The following is a 15,511-nucleotide window of genomic DNA, read 5'->3' on the forward strand; positions in this document are numbered from 1 at the left end:
GGTCTTTTAAGAATGATTTTCGAATTCCGTAAATGTGATGGTTTTTCCGTTTATTTTGGTACCATTAGTGCCGTTCTTTACCTGCGGCACAGCTTTCTTCCCATTCGGTTGATCATTCGGCGTGTAATTGTACTCGGGAACGATATCTTTCAATTTGCAGGCAACTTCCGCTGTTGGAATCGTATAATCCAGAAGTTCCAGCGCGTTTATTTTTGTGTTGATCTGATCCACAGAATACACGTAGTTGGAGCGCAGCGTTTTGATGCTCGAATGCGAAGTTGCCACCGATTCCTCATGAACGCTGATGAGCTCCTCAAATAATTTTTCGCCGGGACGCAAACCAACCACTTCGATGGGAATATCATCAAACGGTTTGAAGCCAGCTTGGGTAATCAGCTCAGTTGCCATCTCCATAATTCTTATGGATTTACCCATTTCCAGAATAAAAATTTCCCCGGTTTTTCCCATGGTAAACGCCTGCAAAATGAGCTGCACAGCTTCGGAAATGCTCATAAAAAAACGCTCCACATCCGGGTGAGTGATCGTGACGGGACCGCCTTTTTCGATCTGTTTCCGGAAGATCGGAATCACGCTGCCGTTGCTATTCAACACATTTCCAAACCGAACTGTAACAAAGCGCGTTTTGCTAATTTGACCCAACGCCTGAACGTAAAGCTCGGCAACACGTTTGGTTACACCCATAATGCTGGTCGGGTTGACCGCTTTATCGGTAGATACCATCACGAAGTTGTTGACGCCATATTTGTCCGATAAATTGGCAAGATTTCGCGTGCCGAAAATATTGTTCCAAATGGCTTCCTCACTGTTCGTTTCGCTGAGCGGCACATGTTTGTGCGCGGCGGCGTGAAACACCACTTCCGGTTTAAATTCCAGAAAAACACGCTCCAGCTTTTCAACGTTGGTGATGGTTGTGAGGCTGCTGTGCAACACCAGATTGGGAAATTGCGACGCCAGTTCCATCTGAATTTCGTGCAGATAATTTTCGTTTTTATCAATGAGCAGCAAATATGCCGGTTGGAATTCGGCGATCTGCCGGCAAAGTTCGGAGCCGATAGAGCCGCCGGCGCCGGTAACCAACACTTTTCGTCCGCGCAAATTTTGTTTGATGGCCGATAAATCCAACTCAACCGGCTTTCGTCCGAACAGGTCGGATATTTCCACGTCACGAAATTTGGAGAGATGGACGGAACCACTCAACAAATCGTTCACAGCCGGAACAATCCGGTGGCGCAAATTGGCTTCTTTGCAATATTTGATGATGCGCTTCATCTCATCGGAAGATAATTCCGGTTCGGCAATCAACACTTCATCGACCCGAAAAATGGCTGCCAGTTGCGGAATATCTTCTCGCGCACCGAGCACTTTGTATCCGTGAACCGTTCGGGCGTGCATTTTTACGTCATCGGTTACAAAACCGACCACATCGTATTTATCCCGGCCGTTGATGTCCAGCATTTTCAGCAGCATCACGCCAACCTCGCCGGTACCGATGATCAGCACGTTGGTTCTGCGGCGCGGCGGCACCCGAAAAGTTTCATCGAAAAAGCGGAAAAGCAAACGCGATCCACCGATTAATGAAATACTCAACATCCAGTCGATCAAAAATACTGAGCGCGAATGCGTAACCATCCCCAACAGAGAAAACACTGCAACTATCACTATTGCGCTGGTTGAACAAGCTGTTATGATATTTACTAAATCCCGAATGTTGACGTATTTCCACAAATTTTTGTAAATGCCAAAATAGTAAAATGCCACAACCCGCAAAAAAATCACCAATGGCAACCCGCGGAGAAACAGCTCCCATTCGTTTTGGGGAATTTGCCAATCGAACCGCAACTCGAACGCAATGAGGTACGACAGGCTGAGTAAAATGATATCCATCGGCAAAATAAAATTGTGGCCGCTGGTGTCGCCGCGAACCAGTTGATAAATCGCCCGATGAAATTTCATTTTCATCGAGTGAAAAAACACTTTCATGTCCTTGCCCAATTGCCGGTTTTGGACATATTCGAGTTCTTCTTTTATTTTGGCAGGCAAAATGTATTTTACATAATCATTTCGCAAGCTGCCGCCGCGTTTTTCAGACGAATCGTCATCGTCCCATTCGTTGATGTAGCCATCCGGTCGCCAAATGCCCGGGCGAACCGAAAAAATCAATTTCTGCTCCGGTTGGTAATATTTCAAATATTCCGGTTTTTCCGGTTTTGGGCCAACCAAACTCATATCGCCTTTTAAAACGTTGAATAAAATTGGCCATTTATCAAATTTGAAATACAACATCATTTCCAACATGCTATCCAGTTGGCGGCTGAACGTGCTGTCAGTTTTCTTTTTGAGATTTCTATAAACCTTGAATCTGTATAACTTGAACAGCTTCTCGTTTTTACCGACACGTTTCACACTGTTAAATTCTGCACGGTTTCTGCTGATTTTGACAATCAGGCACAGTGTCAAAAATAATGGTAATAAAAGAACAATTCCGAGCAGCGATACGATTAAATCTGTCAGTTTCTTCAACATTTTTTGCTCCAGTTTCAGCCTTGTGAGTGTTCATAATTCGCGAATGAATCAGCTGAAATAAGTTAAACTTGTACCGTTACCTCTATTTCTGACTCCAAAACATCACCAACTTGAATTTTGTATGTTTTCACAAAATCACGCCACCCCAATTCTTCCTCCTCTTCAAAACTGAGACGATGCAATGTTAGCAACTCCATTTTACCGGTCATCACCACAACACCATCGGAAACGCCAAGCACTGTTCCCGGCTCGATGTTTTCCCAATTGCTGATATGCGATTTCAGGTGCGGGTAATGCGCAATCCGCGCCTCCCAAATAAATAACTTGCGTCCGCGCAAATACGAAAACGCACCCGGATACGGATGGGTCAAAGCCCGCACAAAATTGAACAAATCGAGTGCACCTTTTTGCCAGTCCACAATGCCATCTTCGGGACGGCGTTTGGGCATTTCAGTTGCTTCCGCGTCATTTTGTTGAATAGACGGCAAATTTCCGGCGTTTACCGCATCGAGAATTTCAACAATCATTTCTCGCCCAGCTCTTGCAACTTTGTGATATACGGTTTGGCAAGTATCCGCCATCGAAATGGGAAATCCTTTTTGCGCAACCATTTTCCCGGTGTCCACGCCTTCGTTAAGTTGCATGGCTGTGTTGCCGGTTTCCTTTTCGTTGTGGATAATCACCCAGTTTACCGGTGCACGTCCGCGAAATCGCGGCAGCAGTGATGCATGCATCCCGATGCAACCGAAACGCGGAATTTCCAGAATTTCCGCGCTGACTAATCGCGTCCAGCCGATGACAAAAATGATGTCCGGTTTCAGCTCGCGCATTTGGGCAACCGCATCCGGATTGTTGGTGCTTTTCACGCGAAATAACGGAATGTTGTGTTCGATCGAAATTTCCTCAAAATCCACCGCGCCGGATGTTTTCAGCGCGATTTCTTCGGTGAATGTAAAAATGCCAACCACGTTTCCGCCGTAATTGATGATTTCCTGCAAACATTCCCGGCCTTCTTCCACCGCCCCAACAAATGCGATCCGGATATTTTTTTGATTCTTTAACATATTAATTATCCTTTATTTACAACACGCTGCGAACCAGTTGAAAAGCCTCTGCCGCACGAACGCCAACCCGGGCGCCCCAATCTTTTGCCCGAATTTCTATGCCTTCCGGCGAGCGCGGATGCGGATATTCCCGCACTTCCGACCGATACTGGCTGAACGCTTCCACTTTTTTCGCGATGGTTTCTGTTACATCGTAAAATGTATTGGGCGTAAACCGGGAATAGAATTCCGTTGCCGCCCATTCTGTCGATGAAATTGTTTCGTAAGTATAAACCGAATGCACGTTGCTGCCGGGCAGCGGACGCGTTGCAACCATTGTTGCCTCAAAAATCACCCGGTGATCTTTGTTGATATCACCGCCGTGATGCGTAAACACCACTTCAGGTTGCAGATCGGCCAGCACTTTTTCGATGGTTTGGGCCATTTCCAGCGCGGTGAATGTATCCAGTTTTTGATCGGGTAATCCCACAAAAACCGGCGGTTCGATACCCAGTATTTGCGCGCTTTGTCGTGCCCAATTTTCAAGATTTTCCTGCATTTCCGCAGCGTAACGAACGGTTGCATTTTCGCAAAGGATCACCGGTGTAACGCTGTGCCCTTCTTTTGCGAAACGGGCAGCAGCGGCACCGCAGCCCAAAACCTCGTCATCCGGATGTGCAGCTAATATCAATATTTTCATTTATTTACCTTAAAAATATCACTAACAACGATTGCCACGGCCGCTAAACAGCGCCGGAAATGTTTTTAACAAAATGTGAATATCCTGGCTGAGCGAGAAGTTGTCCACATAGCGGACTTCGAACGCCAGCTTTTTGTCGATCGGTAAATCGTCCCGTCCGTTCACCTGCGATAACCCGGTGATGCCGGGCTTGACAGCCAGCGCACGCAGTTGTTCGGCAGAATACGTTTTCACGATTTCCGGAATTTCCGGACGCGGACCGATCAGGCTCATTTCGCCTTTCAAAACGTTGATGAGTTGCGGCAATTCATCCATACTTGTGCGACGTAAAATGCTGCCCAACCGGGTAATTCGCGGATCGCTTTTTGCGGTTAATCCGGGACCGATTTTGTCCGCATTGTTCACCATTGTCCGGAATTTGATCATTTTGAACAAACGCCCATTCAGTCCGACACGCGTATGCGAAAAAAATGCGGCGCCCTCGCTTTCCAGCTTTACCGCGATAGCCAGCACCACAAAAAGCGGGGAAAGCAGCAGCAAAGCGACGCTGGCAATAATCCGGTCGATCACATTTTTTGCCAATGAATAGGGTGCATTCGCCTGCGCAACGGCGAAGTCTGTCATTTCCATCAATTTGCCTCCTCTGAGCAAATGAACGGCTTCCGAATGATTGGTTGATTGCGACACATTATCCTTTGTCAAGTATTAATGTTACTTACGATGACTCTCCGCAATTTGGCGAATGGTGTCAACGATATAAACTAACTGTTCATCGCTCATCCGCGGATAAAGGGGAATGGAAATAATTCGCTCATAAACATCCATTGATTTGGGGAAATCGTCCGGCTGATAACCGTATTTTTTGAAATAATACGGCTGCAAATGCAGCGGGATAAAATGCACGCTGGTGCCCACATTTTCCGCTTTCAGCAACTCGATAAATTCGTTGCGCCCGATGGTCAGTTGATCAGGATCGATCATCATCACAAACAAATGCCAGCAATTGTATTCGCCGGTACCGCGCAATTGATCAAAATATCGGGCATAATATTCCGGAAAACGAATGCCCGGCACATCTTTCAGCGCATTAAAATAACGTTCGGCAAGTGCTTCCCGACGTTCGTTGAATGCATCGAGCTGTTTGAGCTGCTGCAATCCCAGCGCAGCTTGCAGATCTGTAAAATTGTATTTGTACCCAAGTTCGTGAATTTCGTAAAACCACTGACCTTCGCTGCTATAGCGTTTCCACGCATCTTTCGAAATACCGTGCAAACTGAGCACCCGCAGCCGGTTGGCCAGCTCGTCGTCATCGGTGGTGATTGCGCCACCTTCGCCGGTAGTCATGTTTTTGGTGGGATAAAAACTGAATGCCGCAGCTCGCCCCATCCCGCCTATTTTTTTACCGCGATACATCGTTCCGATGGCGTGCGCTGCATCCTCGATAACATGCAATCCGTGCCGTTCGGCAATTTCGTAAATTGCATCCAGATTGCAGGGAATACCGCCATAATGAACCGGCATGATGGCTTTGGTTCTCGGCGTGATTGCCGCTTCAATTTTTAACGGATCGATGTTAAAATCATGGGGATCGATATCCACAAAAACGGGCTTAACCCCAAGATATTCACATACTTCTGCGGTTGCCACAAATGTCATCGGCGTGGTGATCACTTCATCACCGCATTCAATATTGTAAGCACGCAACAGCAGGTGAAGCGCCGCCGTGCAGGAACTTACGGCAATCGCATGTTTGCTGCCGACATATTCGGCAAGCTCATTTTCAAACCGGATGGTTTTTGGTCCTTTGGTCAACCAGTCCGATTTTAGTGTGTCTACAATTTCCGCAATTTCCGCATCGGAAATACTGTGCTGGCAGTACGGTATAAATTCGGTAGCTTTTTTCCGTTCAGTGTTTAGCATCGTCGCCATATTGTGTTGTTTTTCCTGACGTTATAACAAGTTGTTAATTGCCATTTGGCGTATATTTGTATCCGTAATAGCGATAATCATATTGATACGGCATCACATTTTGCATGTTGTTCATCACCAAACCGGTAACCTGCACGTTCACATCCGCAAACATATCGATCGCCCGCTTGACAATGCTGCGCGGCGTATGACCAGCTTTGAGCACCAATACGATGTGATCAACCAGCTTTGCCAAAATCAACGGATCGCTGACCGGAATTACCGGCGGCGAATCGATGATAATATTGTGGAAATATGTGCCCATCCCTTTGAGGAACACTTTGATTTTGTCCGATTTGAGCAGCTCGTTCGGGTCAACATCGGTTTTCCCGCTGGTGAGCAGCGCAAGATTTGGCACTGATGTTTGCTTCAGGCAGTTGCGGATTGTCAGATTGAGGTTGAGCACATCAACCAACCCTTTTTCCCGACGAACCTGAAAAATATTGTGCAACGTCGGGCGACGCACATCAAAATCGATCAGCAGTGTCGGCGTGTTCAATTTGTAAGCTGTTGAACGGGCGATCAACGCTGCAATGGTACTTTTGCCTTCGCCAGTCAGCGCGCTGGAAACGAGGGTAATGCGGGTGCGTTTGCCGTTGCTCAGCGAATCCAGTTTGGCAACCAGCCGTTCGATTTCTGCATTCCCCGGGGAATCCGAATATGAAAAATTTTTGAATGTATTATTGTTCATCGTTTTAATTCTCCCACCCGTTGACCGGATTCCGCAGCTTTTTTCCGGGCTTCCGTCAGGTTTATTTTTTGGTCAGTATTATTGCGATCTTTGATCTGGTCTTTTTCAAGATATGGCAGCACACACAACACCGGCAGATTGAAAAATTCTTCTGTTTCTTCCACAGTTTGCAGCGTGCCGTCAAAATATTCCCGCACATAAACCGCCACAAATCCCAATACCATGGAAACCACCATTGTGATCAGCGCCAACATATTTTTTCCGGAGCTATCCGGCTCCAGCGGTTTGGTCGGCGGTTCGATAATTGAAATGCGGCTGGCGGCATTGGCGCGTTGCATCGCTTCTTCAATTTGCGTGCCCTGCGCCTGTTGCAGCAGCAGATTGTAAATATCGCGGTTCAACCCGACTTCTTCTTCCAGTTTTTCCAATGCAGATTCCTGCGATTGATTGAGCGTCGTCTGCTGACGGGAAGAATTCAGCACATCATTAAGCGCGGTAATGCGTTTTTCGGAAATCTGTAAATCCAGTAATGCCAATGCTTTATTTGCCATTGACGAAAGAATTCCAGGATCTGCTGATGCATATTGACGAGTGTAATATTTTTCAAATTCCGAACGCAAGTTTTCCCGATCCATGTTGATAGAACGGCTAACCCGCATCAGTTCCGCACTTCCCGGCGCAAATCTTTTGAGCAACTGCGCTTCTTCATTAATTTTCTGGTTGATACCCACTATTTGTGTGTTTATCGAAAGGCTGACCGGAATGTTGTTGCCAAGGTTATAGCTCCGCAACAGATCGTTGAGGCGCATCAGATCGTCACGTTTTTCCCGCATCGTCAATTCGGATGTAACGATCGCATCGCGAATGCGCTGTGTGGATTCAGGTGTAAGTAATTCCTCCGAGGCCTGGTTTCCCAACACATTGCGGCGGTAGCTATTATAACGGCTTTCCGATTCTTTCAGTTTTTGCTGAAATTCTTCGATTTGCTCTACACTGAATTTGAGTGCACTCTGAATGTTGGATACTTCTTTTTCCAAAAAATCTTCGCGGAAATACTCGATCAGTGTTTTAACAATCAAATGCGCAACTTCCGAATTATTGGCTTGCGCACGAATTTCAACCATGTTTTCCTGATATTGTTTTACGCTGATTTTTTCGCGTAATTTCTTAATTAACAGGAAGTTAACAATTTCATCCAGCGTTTTGTCCGGCAAGTTTTCCTGCATTGCCAGCGCCTCGGAAATAACGGCTTCGTTTTTGTCCAGCCCCACCGTTTTGATGGTGTGGGTCAGGTAATCTGAACTGAGTATTTGCTTTTTCCAGTCACGATAGCCATCCACACCCAAAACACCGGGTAGCAGCTTGCTCAACTGAGAAGGCAAACGACTGGAGTGAATCTGAATAATCGAATAGGACTCGTAAGTGCCTTCCTTAAAAAGAATGGATGACACGCCCAGCGCCATAACCAGCAAAAACGGAACTAAAAAGAACCATTTCCGCCGGAAAAAGATTTTCAGATAATCACGCCATTCAAAATTATTTCGCGAATCAAAAATATTCATCTTGTCACCAAAATTGCTGTAGTTGCGATTGCGCCAGTTATAAGTGATGAAATAATGGCGGTTACCAATTGAGAGGGTCGATTCTCCGGGATGTAAAGCGTGCTGCCCTGCCGGAGCATCGGCACCGGCCGCGTGCCGGGATTGGTCAAATAATCTTTAAGATTCAATTTTACGATGCGGGTATTTCCGTTTTCGACAACAACATAAGTTGTTTTTTTCAAATTGGCATCTGCTGTTGGGCCGCCGGCTCTCCCGATAGCTTCCAACAAATTTAAGTTTTCTTCGAACCGTTGCGGACCGGGCGTTTGAACAGCCCCAACAATAAAAACTTCTGCCTTTTCTGTCAGCGGTGATGGCGTGTTTTCGCCGGTCGGTGTAAGTCCGTTTATATTGATGGTATCACGCGGGCGAATTTTCGGCAATTCCGCTAACTTGCCGTTTTGCAAGGCATACGCCAAATTCACCGTCAACACCTGACCGTTTCCATCGTTCCGGACAATTGAAATATTATCCAATGTTGCCGATTGGTTTGGTCCACCCGCTTCCAAAATGATATTCCACAGATTCGGAATTTCTTCAAATGAAAATTTGCCGGGCTGCAATACGTTTCCGGTTACGTAAACAACATTTTGTCCGTATTCCACCACCGCAATATTGAGCTGATTGACCAGTTTGTTATAAATCGCCATTTTCGAAACGATGGTGCTGCGTACTTCACTGATAATCAGACCGGCAACATTAATTCTGCCAATAATCGGCAATTCGATATCGCCATCGCGGCTGACCGTGCTGATCGTATTCATCTCCGGATATTCCCAAAATGAAATATTCAACCGGTCGCCTTTTTGCACCCGGTACGAAGCACTTTGCCCAAAAACAGCTATTGACAAAAGCATAACCAAAATCAGAACTCCGCTGACTTTGCCATTCCTTTGAAAAATTGTCGGATTAACCCAATTCATCTATCCCATCCCTGAGTTTTGTGATTTATGCATACCCATTTCATTAATTTCACTGTTCATTTATTTTTCGATTTACGTTTTAATATTTTTGTGTGTCGGTACGCTTTGATTTCAGTAACCATACCCATCAGAAAATCGATAAGCTGTTCTGTTAAACCAATAAATTGATGTCGCATACTATCTTGATATAGAAAGTAAAAGTTCGGATTGATAACCGAAGGCGAGTGAGGAAGTATGTTTGAAGCACTGTGTCTTATAGTTCCGGTATTGCCTTTCACAGTCTTAAGTCGTTGATAAATAATGTTTTCCATACACTTCATGCTACCTAATCCTTTAGGGTTTAATTGCAAAAACAAATATTCTGCGAAAAGATATCGCAAAAAATGCATCCACTTTTTAACGAATTGAATAATGACCGGGTGGTAAAATTGAGCAGAATTCAGCAACATTATCGACGAACAAATGCCCTGCACACCCAATCATTTAAAGCCCCCTTACGTCAAAAACCCACATCTTACCAGATGTAATTTCCCCTGTTTGACCGAAAGCAGAGCAGGCTTTATCGCTGAATATCCCCTAAAGGTAAGATCTAACTTAAACCTTATTTGATTAAAGAGATATAGTAGAAGCGACTTTTGTTTCGTAAAACTTTTACAACAACAGCCGAAACTATTCCTACTCACTTTGGATTTTCCTCTATAGTTACCATAAACAATTGATTAAATGAACTGCTATAAACACAGGTCAAGCTCATTTATTTATTACTGTCGATTCAACATCGGACTTATTGGACGCCTCTTTTCCCGATCTGAACAGCCGGATCAACGCGAGAATTTCTTTGGTTTCAGCGCTCACAGAATTGATCAGGCGCTCCAAAAGCAAACGCTGAGATAAATAGCGCTTTGCAAAAAACGGCTGCTGGAACCGCTTTGAAATCGTAAATATCATAACAGCAAACACAATTTGAACAGATAGCAACGGCAAAAACCACCAACGCAATAGCACATCGATTTTTAAACCAACCACCAAAAACAACAACGGAAAAAATGTTTGAACCAACCGGTTTACCAAAGATTCGGTTTGCCGCAAGTTGCCGCCGGAAATCTGGCGAGTTAATTGCCACGGAAAATTGCCCACTAATGCGATTGCTTTTGGCTTACTGAGCTGTCCAGCACCTTTGAAAGCATCCGTTAAAAAAGACCAAACCTGACTTGTTAACACCACTGCAACCAACATTCCCCATCCAACCAACTCCGTAAAATGGATTGTTAAATTTTGCAATAATGGAATTTGCACATTTTCCACACCCGAATAAGCCAATAAAAACGCAACAATGGCAATGCTCATTGCAACGCCGTTAAATTTTCGTGCGCGAGTGAGCATTCGCGTGATTGCGCGGGCATGCCCCACCGGCAATTCGCCCGGAGCGGGATCGCTTGAAACGATTGCGCCATTTTCCGATATTTCATTCCAAATTCCGTTGATTCCCAATCGAACACCGGATATGTTCCGGCTGCAAAGAGTAATTTCATCAATTTCAGCATCGCTGATTAAGGCATCACTAAAATCGGAATGATCCAGTTGGGTTTGCTGCAAATTAGCGAACCGCAAATCTGCTTTCAGGAATTTTACATGTTGAAAATTGGCACCGGCGCAATTGGCACGCTGCAAACACACATCACTAAAATTGGCTTTGGAAGCATTTATTTTGCTCAAATTTGCACCGCGAAAATTGGCACCATCAGCATTCGCTCGGGCGAGTGTTGCGCTGGATAAATCTGCGCCGGAAAACAACACAGCTTCCAGATTAGCAGAATGCAAATTTGCTTTCGATAAATTGGTGCGGCTAAAATCTGCACCAGTAAGTTTTGTATTCCTGAAATTGGTGTTGCGCAACACGCTCTCCCGAAAATCTACACCCGTAATATTTTCCGCCTGACTGAAATCCACTCCGCGCAAAAATGCGTTGCGAATTTCAGCTTGTGCCAAATTTGCGTATTGAATATCCGCGCCCAACCAAAACGTATGATTGAGCAATGCACCGCGCAAATCTGCTGAAACCAGGCTTGCTTTCCCCAATTCTGCTTTATTTAAATTTGCCTGTTCCAAATTTGCTTCATTCAGTATTGCTTCAGTTAAGTTGGCGCCAACACATGTTGCCTCGCGTAAATTCGCTCGCAAAAAATTTGCCCGCACCAAAAAAGCATCGCTGAAATCGGCTTTTTCGAGATTCGCTTTTCGGAAACTGGCGGATCGCAAAAACGCTTTTTGGAAATTGACATTTCGTAAATCATACCCGTCAAAATCTACTTCGCGCAAAAAGGATTTTGATAAATCGGCAAAATTCATTTGCGCGCAGCTAAAATTCGCCCCGGTTAAAAAAGCACCGGAGAACACGGCATATTGCAGATTCGCATTCGCCAGATTTGCATCACCCAAATTTGCCCCGTTTAATCTGGCATGCGCCAAATTCGCAAAGGACAGAGTGGCATAAGTTAAATTCGCTTTATCGAGATTTGCTTTTTGGAGATCGGCGCTGTGTAAATCCGCACCGCGCAAATTGGCTTCGCGCAAATCGGTTTTAGCCAAATTTGCACATCGCAAATTGATTTCGTGAAGATCGAAACCGCGGAGGGAATAGCCAGATAGATCGGCATTTCGGAGGTCGGGCGATATTTCAGGAAACTGTTTCCGCCAATGATTCCACTCCCGGGAACCATTTTGCAGCAATAATATGTGAGCTTGGTTAGCCATTATCTCCTTCCCTGGACATTCGGCTTTTTTTAATTTCACATCACACTTAACAGAACACCTGAAACTACCAAATTTGCGATGGCGACACTGTGAACTGTTTCACAGTCTGATAATTCAAAAATATAATACACCGCAGATTAAATTATCGTTGAAAAGCAATATCGCTTGAACCTTAATTTAAACATTACGTACATTAACTTTCGGTAAAACCAGTTATTTCGGACTTTCAGGATACGGCTTATGCAGGTTACAACAGATATTTTTATCATCACCAGTGATTGGCAAGATGCCGGAAATCGCCATATTCTGCAATATTTTGGCGTTTGCCGGGATGGCAGCCTGGTGGAAATAACTATCGACACCGAAAAACCGGTTTTTTTTGTCCCTCGCGATTCACAATTACCAGCCTTCCCCTTTCCCATTCAACAGCGACAATTACAACTTAGCAACTTTGATCAAAAAGTTGTGGACGGGCTGTATTTTCGCACACAGCGGGAATGCCGAAAAGCGGAGCAAATCCTCACATCTGCCGGTATTCCCACATATGAGGCGGATATTCGCACAGATCGCCGATACTTGATGGAGCGATTTATCTACGCTCAGGTGACCGTTAGCGGCATCGCCGAATCGGCCGGGCGGCGACTGCGATTTCACAACCCGAAACTAACGCCTTGCCAGGTCACCCCTAAATTAGTGGTTGCATCGATAGATATCGAAACAGGCGTTGATTCCGGACGGCTGTATTCCATTGCCATGCACATTTCCGGCAACACGAACGAGTTGAAAAAAGTGCTCATGGTTTCCCCGAAACCACTCGACTGCCCGGATTATCTGGAATTCTGCCCGGATGAACGCACGATGCTCCTCCGGTTTTTCGAACTGTTCCGGCAAAGTGATCCGGATATTATCATTGGCTGGAACGTTATCGGATTTGATCTATCCTTTTTGGAGAACAAATGCCGGGAATACGGACTTTCGCTGGATATCGCCCGGAGCAAAACGCCGGTGCACATTCGCCGCCGCCAAAAAAGCGGGTTGATGGCGATCGATATTTCCGGTCGCGTAGTGCTGGACGGCCCGCCGATGCTGCGCTCTATCTTTTACAGTTTTGTGGATTACAGTCTGGAAACTGTCTCGCAAACGTTGTTGAATCGCGGAAAACAGCTCTCAACCGAGGTCGATAAAATTCGCGAAATTGACCGAATGTTTGCGGAAGACAAAGTTTCGCTGGCAGCCTACAATCTCGAAGATTGCGTGCTTGTCACCGAAATTTTCCAAAAACTCGGGCTGATCGAGCTGCAAATTCGCCGCTCTCAAATCACCGGATTATTGTTAAAAGATGTGGGAATTTCAACTGCGGAATTTGATCACATTTATTTGCCGCGACTCCATCGGCGCGGATTTGTTGCGCCCAACAAATCGGATGTTCAGCAAATGGAGCACACCGCCGGCGGCTACGTAATGGACCCGATTATCGGGATTCACGAACACGTTATTTTGCTGGATTTCAAAAGCCTGTATCCTTCGCTGATGCAAACATTTCATATCGAACCACTGTCAAAAATTTTAAACGATGTTAATCCGTTGGTTACGCCGAGTGGACATCAATTTTCCCGAACGGAACATTTTATGGAGAGTGTTATTTCGGATTTGATGGAGCGCCGCGCAGCCGCCAAAAAAGCAGGTGATACGTATCTTCAACACGCCATTAAAATTTTGATGAACAGCTTTTACGGCGTCATGGGATCGGATGCCAGCCGGTTTTACGATCCGGTTTTGCCCACTGCCGTCACCAAAACGGCTCGCTGGCTCCTCATCGGCAGCAAAAATTTTCTGGAAGAAAAAGGATATCAGGTGCTTTACGGCGATACGGATTCGCTTTTCGTAAAAATTCCGCCCGAAAAAATGATCGACCCGGAAATTTTGGGAAACGAGCTGGCAGTAGAATTGAATACCTACTGGCAATCGCGGATTTCGGAAATGTCGCTAAAATCATACATGGAAATTGAATTCGAAAAATATTACCGAAAATTTGTGCTGCCGATGGCTCGCGGAAAAACAGGCGGTGCCCGCAAACGATACGCCGGATTGCGCATCCAGAAATCCGTTGAAAAACTGGAATTTGTGGGCATGGAATATGTCCGGACAGACTGGACACCGTTGGCGAAAGATTTTCAGTATCAATTGTATTGGCGGGTGCTGAAAGAAATGCCGGTCACCCAGTGGCTGCGGGAATATTTGCGCGATTTGCGCAGCGGCAAAAAAAATGAGCTATTGATTTATCACAAACGATTGCGAAAACACGCGGACGAATACTCCAAAAACGCCACGCCACAGGTTCGCGCTGCGCGTATTTTGATGGCAGAAAAACTGTTTCGGGATGTTCGAACCGTTCGATACGTGATGAGCCGGCACGGGGCTGTTCCGGTGGAAACCGGTCCGCATGACATCGATTATATGCATTATATTCAAAAACAACTTCGTCCCATCGCAGATTCGCTGCTGATTTTGCAGGGCAAATCGTTTGAAGAACTTTGTCAGGATGCTCAACTATCTTTATTTGATGATCCGGATTTCAAAATTTAACGGGCGTTTCAACGCAAACAAAACATCCCACCGGAATGCTTTCAAAAAATACCCAAAATTTTTACTAATTTCCCATTAGCAAGCATCGATAGTATAAATCAACAGCTGTAAAATTTTTCAAGAGATCATCTCGTTCGGCTCTCTCCATAAAAATCCTACCCTAAACTTTTTTGATACAGCCGGACGAGATCTCTTTTTTTTGGCAATGAATCACATTCAAAACACACAGTTACACAATTTGCGCAACTTTGGCGAAATCCGGATGATCACCGATGTGGTTGAATTTATGGGTCCACAAAACCGATTCGCCTTTCACCAAAAAAAGCCCCGGCATCACCATCGGATCGCCGACAGGCTTGCCAATGGTGTGTCCTTTTGCGGTTGCACGAATGCTGCAGGCAACCGACATCGGCGAAAAAATTTCCATGATTCCACCGCGTTTAATGCCGAAACCGTGGTAAAAATGTAACGGGATATCGGAGACTGCCCGAGCCTCCGGCCAGTATCGGTCGAAGAAAGATTGTCCGTCTTCCACAGTGCCCTGATAAAAAAAGAGCACATCGGGATAGTCCGGATTTTTTTCCGCTGCTTTGCGGATATCTTCAACCGTTTCCCGGCAGAACAGTCAGCCAAAGTGCCGTAAAAAAACCAGCAACACCGGTTCGTCGCCAAGCTGGTCGGCAAATGTTCCCGGTTTCAGG

General features: G+C 45.6%; 11 protein-coding genes. 1 reads left to right on the forward strand and 10 read right to left on the reverse strand.

Annotated elements, in window-relative coordinates:
* Positions 1 to 6 precede the first annotated feature (6 nt).
* The 9 genes from H6629_00215 to H6629_00255 all read right to left on the reverse strand — a co-directional run bounded on the left by H6629_00215 (position 7) and on the right by H6629_00255 (position 12,224).
* Positions 7 to 2,544, reverse strand: a complete 2,538-nt coding sequence (locus tag H6629_00215; GenBank protein MCB9066217.1) for a polysaccharide biosynthesis protein — start codon at positions 2,542 to 2,544, stop codon at positions 7 to 9.
* Positions 2,545 to 2,606: 62 nt separating this feature from the next.
* Positions 2,607 to 3,608 carry a methionyl-tRNA formyltransferase gene (locus H6629_00220; protein MCB9066218.1) on the reverse strand — a complete coding sequence of 334 codons (1,002 nt, stop codon included), beginning with the start codon at positions 3,606 to 3,608 and terminating at the stop codon, positions 2,607 to 2,609.
* A gap of 16 nt (positions 3,609 to 3,624) precedes the next feature.
* Complete coding sequence (locus tag H6629_00225; protein ID MCB9066219.1) at positions 3,625 to 4,287, reverse strand: PIG-L family deacetylase; 663 nt, start codon at positions 4,285 to 4,287, stop codon at positions 3,625 to 3,627.
* Positions 4,288 to 4,308: 21 nt separating this feature from the next.
* A complete protein-coding gene (locus H6629_00230; GenBank protein ID MCB9066220.1) occupies positions 4,309 to 4,917 on the reverse strand; it encodes a sugar transferase in 609 nt (202 codons plus the stop codon).
* An 81-nt stretch (positions 4,918 to 4,998) separates the two neighbouring features.
* A complete protein-coding gene (locus tag H6629_00235) occupies positions 4,999 to 6,207 on the reverse strand; it encodes a DegT/DnrJ/EryC1/StrS family aminotransferase (protein MCB9066221.1) in 1,209 nt (402 codons plus the stop codon).
* Positions 6,208 to 6,250: 43 nt separating this feature from the next.
* Positions 6,251 to 6,946 carry a CpsD/CapB family tyrosine-protein kinase gene (locus H6629_00240; protein MCB9066222.1) on the reverse strand — a complete coding sequence of 232 codons (696 nt, stop codon included), beginning with the start codon at positions 6,944 to 6,946 and terminating at the stop codon, positions 6,251 to 6,253.
* A complete protein-coding gene (locus H6629_00245) occupies positions 6,943 to 8,508 on the reverse strand; it encodes a hypothetical protein (GenBank protein ID MCB9066223.1) in 1,566 nt (521 codons plus the stop codon). Before H6629_00245 ends, H6629_00240 begins: the two co-directional genes overlap by 4 nt.
* Positions 8,505 to 9,404: a polysaccharide biosynthesis/export family protein gene (locus H6629_00250; protein ID MCB9066224.1), complete on the reverse strand. Its 900-nt coding sequence runs from the start codon at positions 9,402 to 9,404 to the stop codon at positions 8,505 to 8,507. Before H6629_00250 ends, H6629_00245 begins: the two co-directional genes overlap by 4 nt.
* Before the next feature lie 816 nt (positions 9,405 to 10,220).
* Positions 10,221 to 12,224: a pentapeptide repeat-containing protein gene (locus tag H6629_00255; GenBank protein MCB9066225.1), complete on the reverse strand. Its 2,004-nt coding sequence runs from the start codon at positions 12,222 to 12,224 to the stop codon at positions 10,221 to 10,223.
* A gap of 240 nt (positions 12,225 to 12,464) precedes the next feature.
* Here H6629_00255 and H6629_00260 point away from each other — a divergent pair, with 240 nt between their 5' ends.
* Entirely contained in the window at positions 12,465 to 14,810 is a 2,346-nt protein-coding gene (locus H6629_00260; GenBank protein ID MCB9066226.1) for a DNA polymerase II, read from the forward strand.
* A gap of 229 nt (positions 14,811 to 15,039) precedes the next feature.
* Here H6629_00260 and H6629_00265 read toward each other — a convergent pair whose 3' ends face one another.
* On the reverse strand, positions 15,040 to 15,435 hold the full coding sequence (locus H6629_00265) for a hypothetical protein (protein MCB9066227.1): 396 nt from the start codon (positions 15,433 to 15,435) through the stop codon (positions 15,040 to 15,042).
* Positions 15,436 to 15,511: the final 76 nt, after the last annotated feature.

This window comes from Calditrichia bacterium, from assembly GCA_020634975.1.
Taxonomy (GTDB): domain Bacteria; phylum Calditrichota; class Calditrichia; order RBG-13-44-9; family J075; genus JACKAQ01.

What these genes read in the sequence shown, in the direction of transcription:
- H6629_00240 (MCB9066222.1), bottom strand. Translation starts at nt 6,946, where the DNA reads ATGAACAATAATACATTCAAAAATTTTTCATATTCGGATTCCCCGGGG.
- H6629_00245 (MCB9066223.1), bottom strand. Translation starts at nt 8,508, where the DNA reads ATGAATATTTTTGATTCGCGAAATAATTTTGAATGGCGTGATTATCTG.
- H6629_00230 (MCB9066220.1), bottom strand. Translation starts at nt 4,917, where the DNA reads ATGGAAATGACAGACTTCGCCGTTGCGCAGGCGAATGCACCCTATTCA.
- H6629_00260 (MCB9066226.1), top strand. Translation starts at nt 12,465, where the DNA reads ATGCAGGTTACAACAGATATTTTTATCATCACCAGTGATTGGCAAGAT.
- H6629_00225 (MCB9066219.1), bottom strand. Translation starts at nt 4,287, where the DNA reads ATGAAAATATTGATATTAGCTGCACATCCGGATGACGAGGTTTTGGGC.
- H6629_00235 (MCB9066221.1), bottom strand. Translation starts at nt 6,207, where the DNA reads ATGCTAAACACTGAACGGAAAAAAGCTACCGAATTTATACCGTACTGC.
- H6629_00250 (MCB9066224.1), bottom strand. Translation starts at nt 9,404, where the DNA reads ATGCTTTTGTCAATAGCTGTTTTTGGGCAAAGTGCTTCGTACCGGGTG.
- H6629_00255 (MCB9066225.1), bottom strand. Translation starts at nt 12,224, where the DNA reads ATGGCTAACCAAGCTCACATATTATTGCTGCAAAATGGTTCCCGGGAG.
- H6629_00220 (MCB9066218.1), bottom strand. Translation starts at nt 3,608, where the DNA reads ATGTTAAAGAATCAAAAAAATATCCGGATCGCATTTGTTGGGGCGGTG.
- H6629_00215 (MCB9066217.1), bottom strand. Translation starts at nt 2,544, where the DNA reads ATGTTGAAGAAACTGACAGATTTAATCGTATCGCTGCTCGGAATTGTT.